Annotated in this window: 14 protein-coding genes and 4 tRNA genes; 14 read left to right on the top strand and 4 right to left on the bottom strand. The window is 36.6% G+C overall.

Annotated elements, in window-relative coordinates; translation table 11 throughout:
• The first annotated feature begins 1 nt into the window (after nucleotide 1).
• Nucleotides 2–616, top strand: coding sequence for a GNAT family N-acetyltransferase (locus tag CLO1100_RS18095; RefSeq protein WP_014315218.1), 615 nt, complete (start codon nucleotides 2–4; stop codon nucleotides 614–616).
• Between the two features lie 43 nt (nucleotides 617–659).
• Here the strand turns inward: CLO1100_RS18095 and CLO1100_RS18090 are convergent, their stop codons facing one another.
• Both CLO1100_RS18090 and CLO1100_RS18085 read right to left on the bottom strand, forming a co-directional pair.
• On the bottom strand, nucleotides 660–1,952 hold the full coding sequence (locus CLO1100_RS18090; RefSeq protein ID WP_014315217.1) for a trypsin-like peptidase domain-containing protein: 1,293 nt from the start codon (nucleotides 1,950–1,952) through the stop codon (nucleotides 660–662).
• Between the two features lie 235 nt (nucleotides 1,953–2,187).
• Nucleotides 2,188–2,418 (bottom strand): hypothetical protein, encoded by a 231-nt coding sequence (locus CLO1100_RS18085; protein ID WP_014315216.1) that lies wholly within the window; start codon nucleotides 2,416–2,418, stop codon nucleotides 2,188–2,190.
• A gap of 248 nt (nucleotides 2,419–2,666) precedes the next feature.
• Between CLO1100_RS18085 and CLO1100_RS18080 the strand changes: the two genes are divergently transcribed.
• The 4 genes from CLO1100_RS18080 (at nucleotide 2,667) to CLO1100_RS18065 (ending at nucleotide 3,981) form a co-directional block, all read left to right on the top strand.
• Nucleotides 2,667–3,398 carry a hypothetical protein gene (locus CLO1100_RS18080; protein ID WP_014315215.1) on the top strand — a complete coding sequence of 244 codons (732 nt, stop codon included), beginning with the start codon at nucleotides 2,667–2,669 and terminating at the stop codon, nucleotides 3,396–3,398.
• Between the two features lie 320 nt (nucleotides 3,399–3,718).
• A tRNA-Met gene (locus CLO1100_RS18075) sits at nucleotides 3,719–3,795 on the top strand.
• A 32-nt stretch (nucleotides 3,796–3,827) separates the two neighbouring features.
• Nucleotides 3,828–3,902: transfer RNA gene (locus tag CLO1100_RS18070), tRNA-Glu, on the top strand.
• Between the two features lie 3 nt (nucleotides 3,903–3,905).
• Nucleotides 3,906–3,981: transfer RNA gene (locus CLO1100_RS18065), tRNA-Val, on the top strand.
• Nucleotides 3,982–4,203: 222 nt separating this feature from the next.
• Here the strand turns inward: CLO1100_RS18065 and CLO1100_RS18060 are convergent.
• The gene (locus CLO1100_RS18060; protein ID WP_041700332.1) at nucleotides 4,204–4,827 is read right to left on the bottom strand and encodes a hypothetical protein; all 624 of its coding nucleotides are present in this window, start codon (nucleotides 4,825–4,827) and stop codon (nucleotides 4,204–4,206) included.
• 140 nt (nucleotides 4,828–4,967) lie between these two features.
• Here CLO1100_RS18060 and CLO1100_RS20885 point away from each other — a divergent pair, with 140 nt between their 5' ends.
• Nucleotides 4,968–5,126: a hypothetical protein gene (locus CLO1100_RS20885; RefSeq protein ID WP_187288898.1), complete on the top strand. Its 159-nt coding sequence runs from the start codon at nucleotides 4,968–4,970 to the stop codon at nucleotides 5,124–5,126.
• 62 nt (nucleotides 5,127–5,188) lie between these two features.
• Nucleotides 5,189–5,323, top strand: a complete 135-nt coding sequence (locus CLO1100_RS21330) for a hypothetical protein (protein WP_278244380.1) — start codon at nucleotides 5,189–5,191, stop codon at nucleotides 5,321–5,323.
• Between the two features lie 112 nt (nucleotides 5,324–5,435).
• Here CLO1100_RS21330 and CLO1100_RS18055 read toward each other — a convergent pair whose 3' ends face one another.
• Nucleotides 5,436–6,281 carry a YitT family protein gene (locus CLO1100_RS18055; protein WP_014315212.1) on the bottom strand — a complete coding sequence of 282 codons (846 nt, stop codon included), beginning with the start codon at nucleotides 6,279–6,281 and terminating at the stop codon, nucleotides 5,436–5,438.
• Nucleotides 6,282–6,469: 188 nt separating this feature from the next.
• On the opposite strand from CLO1100_RS18055, the gene CLO1100_RS18050 reads away from it, so the two are divergent.
• The 7 genes from CLO1100_RS18050 (at nucleotide 6,470) to CLO1100_RS18020 (ending at nucleotide 14,057) form a co-directional block, all read left to right on the top strand.
• On the top strand, nucleotides 6,470–7,909 hold the full coding sequence (locus CLO1100_RS18050) for a nicotinate phosphoribosyltransferase (RefSeq protein WP_014315211.1): 1,440 nt from the start codon (nucleotides 6,470–6,472) through the stop codon (nucleotides 7,907–7,909).
• Between the two features lie 240 nt (nucleotides 7,910–8,149).
• Nucleotides 8,150–10,564 carry a stage II sporulation protein E gene (gene spoIIE / locus CLO1100_RS18045; RefSeq protein WP_014315210.1) on the top strand — a complete coding sequence of 805 codons (2,415 nt, stop codon included), beginning with the start codon at nucleotides 8,150–8,152 and terminating at the stop codon, nucleotides 10,562–10,564.
• Between the two features lie 69 nt (nucleotides 10,565–10,633).
• Entirely contained in the window at nucleotides 10,634–11,002 is a 369-nt protein-coding gene (locus CLO1100_RS18040) for a hypothetical protein (protein ID WP_014315209.1), read from the top strand.
• An 83-nt stretch (nucleotides 11,003–11,085) separates the two neighbouring features.
• Complete coding sequence (locus CLO1100_RS18035) at nucleotides 11,086–11,727, top strand: hypothetical protein (RefSeq protein WP_014315208.1); 642 nt, start codon at nucleotides 11,086–11,088, stop codon at nucleotides 11,725–11,727.
• A gap of 151 nt (nucleotides 11,728–11,878) precedes the next feature.
• Nucleotides 11,879–12,682 (top strand): lipid II flippase Amj family protein, encoded by an 804-nt coding sequence (locus CLO1100_RS18030; protein WP_014315207.1) that lies wholly within the window; start codon nucleotides 11,879–11,881, stop codon nucleotides 12,680–12,682.
• 221 nt (nucleotides 12,683–12,903) lie between these two features.
• Nucleotides 12,904–12,978: transfer RNA gene (locus CLO1100_RS18025), tRNA-Arg, on the top strand.
• Between the two features lie 155 nt (nucleotides 12,979–13,133).
• Nucleotides 13,134–14,057 (top strand): tyrosine-type recombinase/integrase, encoded by a 924-nt coding sequence (locus CLO1100_RS18020; RefSeq protein ID WP_014315206.1) that lies wholly within the window; start codon nucleotides 13,134–13,136, stop codon nucleotides 14,055–14,057.
• Nucleotides 14,058–14,215: the final 158 nt, after the last annotated feature.

Genomic DNA, 14,215 nt, shown 5'->3' with positions numbered 1-14,215 from the left:
GATGGCATACGATATAAGGCCTGTTAATCTTCAAGAGGTCAGGGATTTATACATAAACATAGTAAATGACTTTGCTCCGGGGGAGTATCCGCCCTATGAAGTTTTATACAATCAGCTTGAGAAAGACATTCAAAAGGGATTTGTGCTTGTAAATGACGAAAAAGATGTAGCATACTCAATTTGTACAGGAGACAGTACAAATTCCTTTGTTCTTATAAGCTTATTGGCAGTTTATAAGGAATATAGGGGAAAAGGATTCGGATCAAAATTTATTGAAATGTTAAAAAGCAAATATTGTTGTGAGAAAAGTATTATTGTTGAGGTTGAAAAGCCTGAGGATGCTTTAGAGCAGAAAGAACGCAGTGTAAGGGAAAACAGGATAAAATTCTATGAAAAAGCCGGCTTCAGACTGCTGCCGGATATTGATTACGCTATATGGGATATTCCTATGTATCTGATGATTTTACCGAAGGAAACTCTACAGATTAATACAGCTTCTATCAGCGGGTTAAATGAAACAATTAAGAAGGGTATGGGGGATATTTATCTAAAACTTCTGGGCCAAAAATTCTTTCATAAGATGAAGCTTAAAATAAAAAACAAGTCAGGGCTTTAGGGGGTATATTTTAAAGCCCTGACTTGCTGTTAGAAATTGATTGCTACTGTTTAGCTTCCGTAAATGTAAGTTTGAGAGTTACTTGCTGGCCGCTTCTGGAAACGACTACGTCCACAGTATCACCGGCTTTATGCAGTTTTTTAATTGCATCAATGTCTGCATTTGTTTTTACTTTTTTACCGTCTACCTTAATAATAATGTCCTTTGCTTTGATACCTGCATTTGCTGCGGCTCCTCCCGGAGTCACTTCTACTACGTAAAGTCCCACCGGTATTCCATACATTTCAGAGTATTGCTCAGGAACTTCCTGAGTTGAAATTCCCATCAAAGGCTTTCCCTTAACATATCCATAGGTTTTGAGCTGTTCAATTATCGGTTTTGCTGTGTCCATTGGTATCGCAAAACCAAGTCCTTCAACACCGTCCTCGGAAATCTTGGCTGAATTTATACCTATTACCTGTCCTTTTGAATTTACAAGGGCACCGCCGCTATTGCCCGGATTTATTGCAGCGTCTGTCTGGAAAAGGTCCATAGGTCCGTTACCTGTATCAACCTGCCTGTTTAGTGCACTTATTACACCAACGGTTACAGAGCCGGCGAACTCCATTCCAAGTGGGTTACCAATGGCTACAGCAGTATCTCCGACTTCTACTTGGGAGGAGCTGCCAAGTTCTGCAACAGGAAGGTTAGTAAGATTTATCTTTATAACAGCAAGATCGTTATCCTCATCACCGCCTATAAATGTAGCTTTTGCTTGCCTTTTATCAGGTAAATACACTGTAAGTGTAGTATTTTTTGCTCCGCTCTTAGGGTCTGCATATGATACAACATGGTAATTTGTCATTATATATCCATCTGAACTGATTATTATACCTGAACCCTCAGAACTGGAGTTGGAGGGTGTTCCAAAACCGTAGAATCCTGAAGAACGACTGTTTTGAACGCTCATTGTTACACCTACAATTGAGGGGCCGACTTTCTTTGCTATTTCGGATATACTCATGTCTCCGGCCGAAGTATTCAAAAGAGTGGCTGCTTTCAGTGATTCTGCTGAGGATGAAGTAAGGGTTCCTACACCGGAGTCTGAATTGCTTTTTACTGAGAGTGCAACTGATTTCTGAAGATCTCCCACCTGGCGATCAAGCTCCTTTGAAAACTTGTAGTACAATCCACCGCCAACTGCTGCCCCGGTAACCATTGAGGTTATAAGTACAAGTGATAAATAGGTAGTAAACTTATGTTTTTTTCTTTTTGGGGTTATTGTTATAATTTGGTTGTTATCAAAGTTTGAATTATTATAGTATCCATTGTTCCAATCATCATTATTGTTATACATAATTGAGTCCTCCTATCGTTTAAAATTTCTTAAGTTATCTTATGTTTATATAATAGCTGTAAATTATGTATTTTTTACGAAGAAAAAGTTAATAAACTGTTATGATTTTTAAAACAAAATGTTAACATGACATATAAAAAATAGTGCAATTCCTGTCTGCCAGGGTAACCGTAAGCCGGGTATTTTCCAGCAAACGATTTTACCCCGGTAAACGTGGGATACCTGATATTGACGTTTACTCGATGTTTTTGGGGATATATTTTTCGTTGACGAATGTAAAGTCACAAGGGATAGCTTCTGCGAAGATTTCAAATAATGATTTACTGGCTGCATCATCAATATCTACTAGTACGTTTTCGTCCAGAAGGGCGATAACCTTACCGTAGCCTATTAGCTTGTCATCTCTGGTTATTGCCAATTGGTCGCCCTGCTGAATAAATTCCTTTCTTTCACATTGAATTATCATATGGTCACCTGACCTTATACAAAATTTACTCACTTCCATATAATAATATTAGATGTAATTGATTTGAAGAACATATATATTGTATTTTGCTAATTGTAAATAAGTACGAAAGTGGCATTAATATTTATACCCTTGCAGAGAATTGTTTATTCAATATTTGGGTGATGGGAAATATATAATTTCACCAATATATAAGCTTTTCATATTATATAGTAGCAGTTCAAAACATTGAAAAAGGGGTAAACCTAATGCTGTATTCAAACAATTCAGGTTCGTTTCCTAACGATATCGGAAACGTAGTTGCCAGTGCCTACGGTGACGTAAACGGAGACAGGGTTGCCGACTATGTATATCTCACAGCTGTTAAAACACCTGACAGTAATTTTTTGCGGGATATTACACTAGTCATAAAGGATGGAAAAACGGGTATTAAGCAGAGCGCAAAGCTTCCTTCAGATGCGGGCTATTCCCCGGGGTTATTTTTGGGTGACTTCACCGGAGACAGAATTAATGATATATTAGTAGGGATTAATTCCGGGGGAAGCGGCGCCATAATGTTTTATTACATCTTTTCAGATGTGAATAACCGCCTTGCAATGATATTCAATTATGAGGACTTCAATAATAAATACCAATACAAAGTTAACTATCTGAATTATTACAAGGTATCGGTTCAAAACTTGACGGAGAAATCTACGTACATACTGGATATAACATATAAAGGCAGAGAGTATCTAAGTGAGATTTACACTAACGAGGGAATTCTCAAAGCACCCATTGAAGGCTGGGTTGATCCGCTAAGCGGATTGTATCCCGTTGATTTTGACGGCAACGGGGTGTATGAGCTTCTGGGTTATCAGAAAATAGCAGGACGGTATCATGCGGATTCCCTGGGGTATGTACAAAGTATATTGAAGTTCCAAAACATGAAGTTTGAACTTTCAAGCCAATACGTGGCTATTTTTGGTTCCCAGGAGTAAAAATGTACAATAAAATTAATTGATTAAATAAAAATTTTAAATAATTTATACATATACAAATCGGACTATTTCCTATAAAATTTGTATTGTTGAAAACAATCCATTCTGGTCGGCGGATTATTCCGCCGGCCGGTCTTAAAATATATTCCTCCTGAAAAATAGATCCCTTATACCTTGTGGTTTAAGGGTTTTTTACTGCCCTTTTACGACTATTTAACGTTGTTTTGATTTTTTTAAAAAAATATAAACTTCCTATTGACACATGTCCTGTTTCTTATGTATAATGTAAAAGCACGTTAGAGAACGGGCGACATAAAAATGGCGGCGTAGCTCAGTTGGCCAGAGCATCCGGTTCATACCCGGCAGGTCGTAGGTTCAAATCCCACCGCCGCTACCATTTTAAGCGATAGTGACTATCGCTTATTTTATGGCCCATTGGTCAAGCGGTTAAGACACCGCCCTTTCACGGCGATAACAGGGGTTCGATTCCCCTATGGGTCACCAATTGGGAGCTTAGCTCAGCTGGGAGAGCATCTGCCTTACAAGCAGAGGGTCATAGGTTCGAGCCCTATAGTTCCCACCAAAATTTCATAAGGTATATGACTGGTGGTTATATCAGTAATCGCAGAGGTTATATACAGAAAATAACAGCCTTCTGATTATGTTCAATAAAAGACATAGTCAGGGGGCTGTTATCTTGTCTACAAAACAAGTCATTTCTTCAACAAAACAGCCGTATGGAGAAGGTAAAAAGGTTATAAAAAAGTCATGGGGGTGGAACAGGTTCTATTACTCTCCAAGAGGACTATAACAGGTTTGTACAGGATTTATCATGCAGAAATGCAAGCTTCAAGTGTCTATAATGAAAGAGCAGGAGAAAATAAGGGACTGCTACAAACAGCAGGAATTGGGCTAATAAACAGGACAGCTTTAAAAGGTACATGGGCATAAAGAATGGTTTCAGTACCATATCAATCAATCCAGTAAAAGCAGCTATAGTTTCTAATATCAAGGTTAGATATAATCTTATTTCCAAATTGTGCCAATATATACTTCTTCTAAGTTTTGCAAAGTTCTTGGCTTCTCTCAATTGCAGCATCAATACAAATACAGCCAATGTAAATCCTACCAGATACATAGTAGTAGCAAACAGTTCATGCCTTGTTTTCTGTTCTATGTCAACTCCATTCTTGCCCAACAACACCAATATGAGGTAGTAAATCACAATAAGGGCAATAGTAAGAGTGTAGTAAAATATCTTCCACCTTTTTCTTTTCCTATTGAATACCTTCTTATCAATGATGTTTTCCTTAGTATCATAGGCATGACCAGTGTGGGGGTCAATCTCAGAGCCAGTTATATCATCTGGTTGTTGCTCTACTATTTGAACCTTTTGAATATTATCCTTTTTCTTCTTTTTCTTGAACATTAACTCACCTTTATTCCTGCATGATAATTGAAAAAAATCAAAGCAATGCATTTTATTATTCCCATACTATCCACTTAATAATCAAAGAAAGTTATGATAGCCATTACCTTGCATATAAAAATAATATAAAATCAGAGGGAATGATACATAAAGGGCATACAAAGTTCTGTGGTTGCCTAAAAGCCCCAAAGGTTGAGAAGGTTCAGAAAAAGGACAAGAGGGTTAAGAGTGATGAACAGAGGTTGGCTGAACTGGTTAAGGCTGTAAGTATAAAAGAAGATGCCACATTACGGAGATAGCCAGAGCCTTAGTATTAAGATATGGACAGCAGTACTTGCAGGAGTTTATCAGGGATGAATATATGATAGACAGCATTGCAGCCCTTGACCCTGACAGTGAAACACTTGTAAAGATATTCTACAAAAAACCTTCACTTGGAAGGGAATTGAGGGATTTATCAAAGGGCTTGGTATGGAGGATGGCAAGACCTTCCTGATTATGGTGTAGTACACAATCCAACTCCTAAAAGCAGGATAACAGATAATAGAGCCAAGAAAATAGATTAAAATATGAGGGTACAGAGTATAAAAAGCTTTGTATCCTCTTTTTTATATACTCCTAAAGCCTTTACCTATGGTTTCAGAAGTATTGCTTATGGTTATAAATGCAGAGTCGTCTATACTGCGTATATATGTTCGGAGCTTTATCGCTTGTCTTCTACTGAGAACGGTAGAAATTACGTCCTCAGTCTTGTGGGTGAATGCGCCCTCGGCTTTATATATAGTAGCTCCCCTATGAAGCTGGGTTACAATAAATTCCTTTATCTCATCAGATTTGGAACTGATAATAACAAATTGCTTGCTAACGTTGAACCCTTCCATTACAAGATCAATAACAAAAGCTTTAAGAGAAAGACCTAAAATGGAGTACATTCCTATTTTTATTCCAAAGACCGCTCCAGCTCCGGCTGCAATGAGAAAATCAGTCAGCAGCAGAGTTTTTCCAATGTTCAGGTTCGTATGTTTACTGAGTATCTTTGCTACAATGTCTGTTCCTCCTGTAGAGGCATTGAGATTAAAAACAATGGCCGAGCCTATGGCAGGAAAAATAATTGAGAATATAAGTTCAAGCATCATATCGTCTGTCAGAGAATGCTTTAACGGATATATTTTTTGGATAGCCCATACTATTCCTGAAAGGGCAAAGCTGGAATACATTGTTTTTGAGCCAAAATCCGGGCCTAGAAAAATGAATCCTACAATAAGCAGGGCTACATTTATTATAAGCATCATAGGGCCTACGTCTATGTCTTTGAAGAAACTGCTGGCTATTATTGCAAGTCCGCTTACTCCACCTGTTGCAAAATTGTTGGGTATTTTAAATAAACAAATACCTATACCTACCAGAAGTAATCCTACATTAATTAAAATGAAATCCCTAATATTTTTCTTCATTAAATATTACAGCCCCTATAGCAGATTTTTAATGTACCCAATATATAATATTATTCTTCACAATATTAATCGTCAATCATTTTGGTCTTACTGTAATTTTTATGGTGTTTGGTATATACTCTTGAATATAATGAGACTTTTATATGTAAAATATTTATTTGCATTATTATATGGAGGATTATACTATTATGACTGATGAAACTTATGCTCTTTTATGTGATTTCTATGAGCTTACAATGAGCAACGGATATTTTCTAAATGGTTTTGCCGACAAAGTTGCATACTTTGATGTTTTTTTCAGAAAAGTACCTGATGAAGGCGGTTTTGCTATCGCTGCCGGTCTTGAGCAGGTTATTGAATATATTGAAAACCTGCATTTTTCAAAAGATGATATAAAATACCTGAATGACCTGAATATGTTTTCAGACAGCTTTTTGGAGTACCTGACAAACTTCAGGTTCACCGGAGACATATATGCGGTTCCCGAGGGAACCCCTGTTTTTCCCAATGAACCAATAATAACCGTTAAAGCACCGGTTATTGAAGCCCAGCTTATTGAGACTTTTATACTTCTTTCAATTAATCATCAATCCCTTATTGCTACCAAGGCTAACCGTATAGTTAGGGCAGCCAGAGGCAGAACAGTTCTGGAATTCGGTTCCAGAAGAGCACAAGGGGCAGATGGTGCCGTACTTGGAGCGAGGGCTGCCTTCATTGCAGGCTGCGAAGGAACCTCATGCGCTATGACAGACAAACTCTTCGGTGTACCCGCAGGCGGAACCATGGCTCATTCATGGATTCAAATGTTTGATAGTGAATATGAGGCTTTTAAGACCTATTGTGAACTATATCCCAATAATACCACACTTCTTGTTGACACATATAATGTACTTAAAAGCGGCGTTCCAAATGCAATACGTGCATTTAAGGAAGTTTTACTTCCGCAGGGCATTACAAAATGTGCAATTCGTTTGGATAGCGGTGATATGACATATCTATCAAAAAAAGCCAGAAAAATGCTTGATAATGCAGGACTTACTGAATGTAAAATAGTAGCCTCAAATGCTCTTGATGAATATATAATCAGTGATTTGATTTCACAGGGGGCATGTATTGATATTTTTGGGGTAGGAGAACGGCTGATTACTTCAAAAAGTGAACCTGTATTCGGCGGTGTTTATAAGCTGTGTGCTATTGAAAATGAAAATGGTGAAATTATTCCAAAGATAAAACTGAGTGAAAATGTAACAAAGATAACCAATCCCCACTTTAAAAAAGTTTACCGCCTGTTTGAAAACGAAACCGGCAAAGCTATTGCAGACCAACTTTGTGTATACGATGAAACCATCGATCAAACAAAGGAACTTGAGATTTTTGATCCCGAAGCTACATGGAAACGTAAGACAATTACTGATTTTACTGCAAGGGAACTTTTGGTACCCATATTTATAGGCGGCAAAAAAATGTATGACGTTCCGTCAATCCGGGAAACCAGAAAATACTGCAAGGAGCAAATTGATTCTCTTTGGGATGAAGTAAAGCGTTTTGAGTTCCCTCATGAATATTATGTAGACTTATCTCAAAGGCTTTGGGATATTAAACATAAACTTATTGAAGAGAACAGATAGAAGTTTTCGACATGAATGACATAAAATGTAATTATTTATATTTTACTTAAAGTTATTCTTAGGAAGATATACTTTAATTAATGTTATAAAAGTAAGATATTTTGAAAATAACTGTCTAAAATATCTTATTTCCTAAGTACCAAAAGTGACAAATATTTTTATACTCCTGCCTTATAATCAATCCTGCGTGCTGTAACCGGGAATCACACAGAAGATAAAAGGCGGGGGGTCACTAGATAAATGAAAACAGAAACACTTCCATACAATAATTTAGGTGGATTCAGAGAGAAACTTCACAAAAACAGCAGTTCAAAATCAGTAGCGCTGCTTGACTATTTGAATAGGACTAATAAATTAAATCTAATTGTAATTCCGGCAGCATTTCTGCTGGGCAGGATATCCCTGATGGGCGGTTTGATGCCATTTGGCATAGCTTTGTATGCCGCTACTCTTGGATTGAATTTAAGCAGGGTTTTAATTGCACTTGCGATAATTGCAGGAATGCTGACCTCGGGAGCTACAATCCAGATATATACTGCTGCGGTGTCCATGCTACTGTTTAATGCCATAAATATTCCTTTTAAAAAAAGCGTAGGCTCGTCTCTGCGAACGGCTATAACGGCTTTTGCTGGTGTTCTTATACCTGAAATGGTTATTACATATAAACAAGGCTTTCTTCTATATGATGTTTTAAAATCCCTTCTGAACGGGTTCCTGATTTTTGCACTTGTATTTGTGTTTAAAAATGTCCTTGACGTAATGGGCAGCACCACTAAGAGACATGTCCTTACAAACGAAGAGGTTCTAAGTATAGCTATAGCCTGTGCACTTTCTATCGGAGGGCTGGGTACATGGGCTGTACTTGGGGTCAGTCTTAGAAATATTCTATGTATTCTTATAATTTTAGTATTCAGCTATAGAACCGGGGCAGGAAACGGAGCGGCCATAGGTGTAATTGTTGGAACGGTAATAAGTATTTCGTCGAATTCGTCACCGCTTATGGTTTCATCATATGCTTTTTGCGGTTTACTTTCAGGAATTTTGAGAAAGATGGGGAAAGTTGGCTCATGCATGGGTGTTTTGATGGGAAATGCAGTTTTAACGTTTTATACCAATGGGTCTACGGAAGTCCTTATATATCTGTATGAAATAATTGTGGCAATTATTTTGTTTATGTTAATACCGAATAAAGTTACGGATATAGTGGTAAACAAATTTAATAAAGCACTGGAAGCCAGAGGAGACAAAAAAGGCTACAGTATGCGAATTAAAGAGATTACTGTGGACAAGCTGAACAAATTCTCAAAAGCCTTTGGAGAAATGGCTAAAACCTTTGATGAAATTTCTGAAACAAGGTCAATTACCGAAAAGCATGACATAACTGCCATTTTTGATAGAGTTGCAGACAGGGTTTGCAAGGACTGTAGTCTGTGCAGCCATTGTTGGGAACAGAATTTCTGCAATACATACCAGATACTTTTTAAAATAGTTGAGAAACTGGACTGCAAGGGCTGGATAGAGCAGCAGGATATTCCACAGTATTTCCTGGATAGGTGTGAGCGTATTGGTGAATTTGTAAAGGCTATTAACTATACCTATGAATTATTCAAGGTCGATATGGTTTGGCGGAGCAGGATTAGTGAAAGCAGAGGCCTTGTTTCACAGCAAATGAGGAGCATGTCAACAATAATTTCCAATCTGGCAGTTGAATTAAATACAAATATTATTTTTAAGGAGGATATTGAAAACAATATACTTTTGGCACTTAGCAAAAAAGGCTTACGCAATGTTGAAGCAGTTGTATATGAGAACAAAAACGGGAACTATGAAATTTCATTATCATATAAAGGCTGCGGAGGAAAAAGAAGCTGTATAGGCTGTGTAGAAAAAGTTGTGTCTGATGTTATAGGCTGCAAGATGGTGAAGAACGGAAGTGACTGCGGCCTTAATCCAAAAACGGACGTGTGCAGTATAAAGCTTGTGAAGGAAGAAACATTTAAGGTAATAACGGGTGTTGCAAGGGTTGCAAAAGATGAGAAACATGTGTCGGGAGATAATTATACATTTCTTAACAGCGGTGACGGTAAATATATTGCTGCTCTAAGCGATGGAATGGGCACAGGTCATAAAGCATGTCTCCAAAGCAAGGCAACGGTCAATCTCATAGAACAGTTTATGGAATCGGGGTTTGACAAGGACACAACGGTAAAACTGATAAACTCTATTCTTGTGCTTAAATCCAATGATGAATCCTTTGCTACTATTGATATTTCTGTTGTGGATTTATATGACGGAGAAGTGGAATTTGTAAAGGTGGGTGCCGCTCCTACCTTTATCAAACGGGCTGATTATGTTGAAACCATAAGGGCTGCGTCACTTCCGGCAGGCATATTGAGCAATGTCGAACTTGAGCTGATTCACAAAAATGTTAATAGCGGAGAGTATATTGTAATGGTTTCTGATGGAATTGTGGATTCCTTTAAAATCAGTGATGATAGCATTATAGAGGTTCAAAATGTTATTTCACAAATGACAAGCAAGAATCCTCAAAAAATTGCAGATGATCTTCTGGAGGAAGCATTGAGCCGTTGTAAGGACAAAGAACCCGTAGATGACATGATGGTTATTGTTTCTAAAATTTGGAAACCATTATAGTGAATTAACATTGAATAATTATGTTAAATATTCACAAACTAACCATAAATGTTCTTTATGGAGGATACTATGTTTTATGGTAAGGAAAAAAAAGTAATCGTGCTCAGAGACATACATTCAAACCTGTTTGAGGAGGCTATTCTGGTAATGAAACAAGATGCACAAAGCGGCGATAATGAAAAAAAACAGCAAAGCGAGGGAGGTTCAGTTTACAATAACAAATTTATTTTAAGGGAGGCAGAAGCAATAATTAATAACTATGTTAAGGAAAACAAGGGTAACTTGGCAACTGTGCCGAAAGAAAGGCAAAAGTCGGCGTGTAAAAAACATTTAAACAGAAAGTTTAACGAATCTCGGTTTATGAAGATTCTTATAATAAATTCTGCCCTTATCGGAAGTATTGCAGCAATCGCATATATTTTAATAGAAATATTTTAAAAATATCTTGCTATATTGATTGAACTCTGTTAAATAATATATATTATATATAATGATAAATGCGTTTTGTGATAGGAGCAGAAATGAAATCGAAATACAATACAATTATTGATCTTTTTTTGCTGCAAAAAGACTTTTATTCAAAGCTTACAGATAAAAGTATGTGGCTTTATATTGGCATAGTTTTTGTAGGTTTGCGGGATGTTATTTTCTATATACTTAACCCGCAAAATCCAAAGGGTTTTTTTATAACCAATTTAAGTTTTAATCTTAAAACGGCAGCGGTTTTAATTATAACTGCGTTAATAATAGGGTTTGTAGATGTGATTTGCTTCTCATACCCTGTTTTTGACGTTATAAAGCATTTCAAGAAGAGGAGTGAGGGATATAATGCTTCTGTGGTGAATACATATTCCAGCCTTATTACAAAGGTTATGAAGGTTTATATCCTGGCTAACATTCTATTAACTCCTATGGACATTTTAATTTACTTTAGCAGCAGGTGGACGTTTTCCACTGACTCAATGATTCTCTTGTTTATAACAACCGTTATGGGAATACTGTCATATTTCTGGTTTAACGGTGCAATTACCAGGGGACTTTGCGTGCTGTTCAGGTTATCTAACAATGTAAGAGGACTGGTGTTTGTTCTTGTGTTTTGCTGGAATGCACTAATCAGTTCTGCAATTCAATATTTGCTATCACTGATTATAATGAGATTATAGGTAGGTCAGGGCTTGTAGAAAATATCCGTCTATGCAAAAAATGCACAGAGGGATTTTTTTATGTAGTGGTAGTGCAATATATTACCTTATATAGAAGGTAATGGACATAAAGATGTAGAATACTTACATTTTATAATGGAGGTATTCATAAATGACCGTACAAGTTATAGCCGTTCTTGTATTGACGCTTGTAATATATGTTGTAGGAACTCTAGCCTACAGTGTCAGAATAGTAGGTGTAAAGACGGGGAGAATAGCAATTGCTTTTGCAATATTTAACGTATTTGCACTCCTATCAAGGACAGCTAATACATTTCAGGCCCCGTTGCTTGCAAAAACCATTGAAAAAAGTATTGAGGGCGGAAATACAGATGGTATGTTGCATATTTTCAGGTGGATTTTACTTTCAGCCACCCTTGCTACAATTATCGGTGCAATGCTTCTGCCTACCTTTATAAGAGTTTTTACAAAAGCAGTAGAGTCTTTTAGTGTTTACAGGTCTGTTCCCAGACTAATTCTACATGGATTTTCAAAGTCCGGCATAGAACAGTTCAAGAGGAGTATCACTATTCCTAAAAAGGACAACCTGTCTCAACTGAAAAGTTTAAGAAGGATACCAAAGAAAATAGTATTGTTAAATGTAATCACATCCTCTATATCAACTGTCGGCGTACTTGCTTCATTATATGCCGGATGTCTCTATCCTGAGTTCAGAACAACCTGCAGTACCTTGTCATCAGCAATAAACGGCGTTGCAACAATCCTTATGTTTTTGTTTATTGACCCTTACATATCAATGATGACAGATGATGTTATAAAAGGGGAGTGTACAGAGTTGGATTTCAGCCGCTGTGTTATATTCATTGTGTGCGGACTTATAGTAGGAACCATGCTGGCACAACTTTTATTGGTTCCGGCAGCAATGGCTATAGCAAGTATTGCAAGGGTGATATAGGAATAAAATAAAAAGTTGAGTAAGAGTTCTAGGGGGATTTATGAAAGAATGTCCTAATTGTAAAACTATACATGAAACTAATGCCAGGTATTGCGAATGTGGGTATATTTTAATAGTTTATTTGTAACTTTAACTTATAGCCGAATATTAAAAGAATTCAATCGCCTTTGTTGTAAAGTGAGCTTCAATAGTCTATAATATATCAGTGGACTTATCAATTTGTCTCGGTAGTTTAATGGATAAAGCGGTGGATTCCGGTTCCACTGATGCGGGTTCGATTCCTGTCCGGGACGCCAAAAATCCTGAAAGTCAGCAACTATGCGGTTGTTGGCTTTTTTGATTCCTTTAGAAAGTTGTAATATAATACGATGAGTCCACTGACCTGTAATTTTAGGTCTTAGAGATAAGTGGATTGCCTCTTTTGTATTTAAAAATCAAAGGAGGTTATAACATGAAAATTAAACAAACTAAAAAGGTCGATTGGGAAAAGGAACTCAAAGATTTTTTATTGTACAAAAAGGCACAAGGAGTAAGTGAAAGAACAATACGAGATTATGACAAACATGTAAATATCTTTTTTAGAAGGCATCCAAATGCAATTCAGCAACTTGAAGTATCCGTAATGGAATATATGGGAGAGGATATTAAACCTGCAACTTATAATCTTCGGCGGTCATATTTAAAAAATTTCTTTGACTACTTGAAGGAAGAGGACTTAATATCTTCTAACCCAATGGAAAAACTATCAAAAAGAAAAGTACAAGACAAAATAATTGATATTCCGATTGATACATTTCAACAACTATTAACTATCCCTAATAAAACTACATTTGTGGGTCTAAGAGATTTTGCATTAATGCTTATGATGCTAGACAATGGAATTAGACCCAAAGAAGCATTATCTTTGAAAATATCAGATTTTGATTTAAAGCATAATTGCGTTACTGTATCTGCTGAAGTAGCAAAAACAGGAGTGGCGAGAACTTTACCACTAAGTATTGATACAATAAGACCAATTACGAAAATTATCAATTTAAGACCTGATGATTGGGATGAAAATGTGCCAGTATTTTCTAGTAGTACAGGAGAGAAATTAAATGCAGACGTTGTATCAAGACGTTTTGAAAAGTATTCAAAGACACTTGGTACAGACATAACTCCATATTCATTACGACATTGTTTTGCACTATATTATTTACGCAATGGTGGAAATGCACTAACCTTGCAAAAAATAATGGGACATACCACGATGGATATGACCCGTAAATATGTTGCTTTATCTGATACTGATGTTAAAGATAGTCACACTTCGTTTACTCCAATAAGAAACATTTTACCTCATAAAAAAACGAATATAAGAAAGATTAAAAAGTAATGTCAATTTCGAAGAAGATTATGCTTATGGTGAATATGGCTAGAATGAATATTGGGGGCGGTAAATTAATAAAGATTCAAGGGAAAAATCATAAATTATGTAAAGAATGTAGTAAAGAGAATGAAAAAAAATCAAAAAGAGAATGGTGGAGTAATAAC

This window comes from Clostridium sp. BNL1100 (assembly GCF_000244875.1).
Lineage (GTDB): Bacteria > Bacillota > Clostridia > Acetivibrionales > DSM-1351 > Ruminiclostridium.
Note: the sequence above shows the minus strand (reverse complement) of the source record. Positions and strands in the feature narration are given on the sequence as shown.

Excerpts from the sequence above, each read along its gene's own strand:
- CLO1100_RS18050 (WP_014315211.1), top strand. The coding sequence starts at position 6,470 with ATGACTGATGAAACTTATGCTCTTTTATGTGATTTCTATGAGCTTACA.
- CLO1100_RS18020 (WP_014315206.1), top strand. The coding sequence starts at position 13,134 with ATGAAAATTAAACAAACTAAAAAGGTCGATTGGGAAAAGGAACTCAAA.
- CLO1100_RS18055 (WP_014315212.1), bottom strand. The coding sequence starts at position 6,281 with ATGAAGAAAAATATTAGGGATTTCATTTTAATTAATGTAGGATTACTT.
- CLO1100_RS18085 (WP_014315216.1), bottom strand. The coding sequence starts at position 2,418 with ATGATAATTCAATGTGAAAGAAAGGAATTTATTCAGCAGGGCGACCAA.
- CLO1100_RS20885 (WP_187288898.1), top strand. The coding sequence starts at position 4,968 with ATGATACATAAAGGGCATACAAAGTTCTGTGGTTGCCTAAAAGCCCCA.
- CLO1100_RS21330 (WP_278244380.1), top strand. The coding sequence starts at position 5,189 with ATGATAGACAGCATTGCAGCCCTTGACCCTGACAGTGAAACACTTGTA.
- CLO1100_RS18090 (WP_014315217.1), bottom strand. The coding sequence starts at position 1,952 with ATGTATAACAATAATGATGATTGGAACAATGGATACTATAATAATTCA.
- CLO1100_RS18080 (WP_014315215.1), top strand. The coding sequence starts at position 2,667 with ATGCTGTATTCAAACAATTCAGGTTCGTTTCCTAACGATATCGGAAAC.
- CLO1100_RS18095 (WP_014315218.1), top strand. The coding sequence starts at position 2 with ATGGCATACGATATAAGGCCTGTTAATCTTCAAGAGGTCAGGGATTTA.
- CLO1100_RS18035 (WP_014315208.1), top strand. The coding sequence starts at position 11,086 with ATGAAATCGAAATACAATACAATTATTGATCTTTTTTTGCTGCAAAAA.
- CLO1100_RS18040 (WP_014315209.1), top strand. The coding sequence starts at position 10,634 with ATGTTTTATGGTAAGGAAAAAAAAGTAATCGTGCTCAGAGACATACAT.
- CLO1100_RS18030 (WP_014315207.1), top strand. The coding sequence starts at position 11,879 with ATGACCGTACAAGTTATAGCCGTTCTTGTATTGACGCTTGTAATATAT.
- spoIIE (WP_014315210.1), top strand. The coding sequence starts at position 8,150 with ATGAAAACAGAAACACTTCCATACAATAATTTAGGTGGATTCAGAGAG.
- CLO1100_RS18060 (WP_041700332.1), bottom strand. The coding sequence starts at position 4,827 with ATGTTCAAGAAAAAGAAGAAAAAGGATAATATTCAAAAGGTTCAAATA.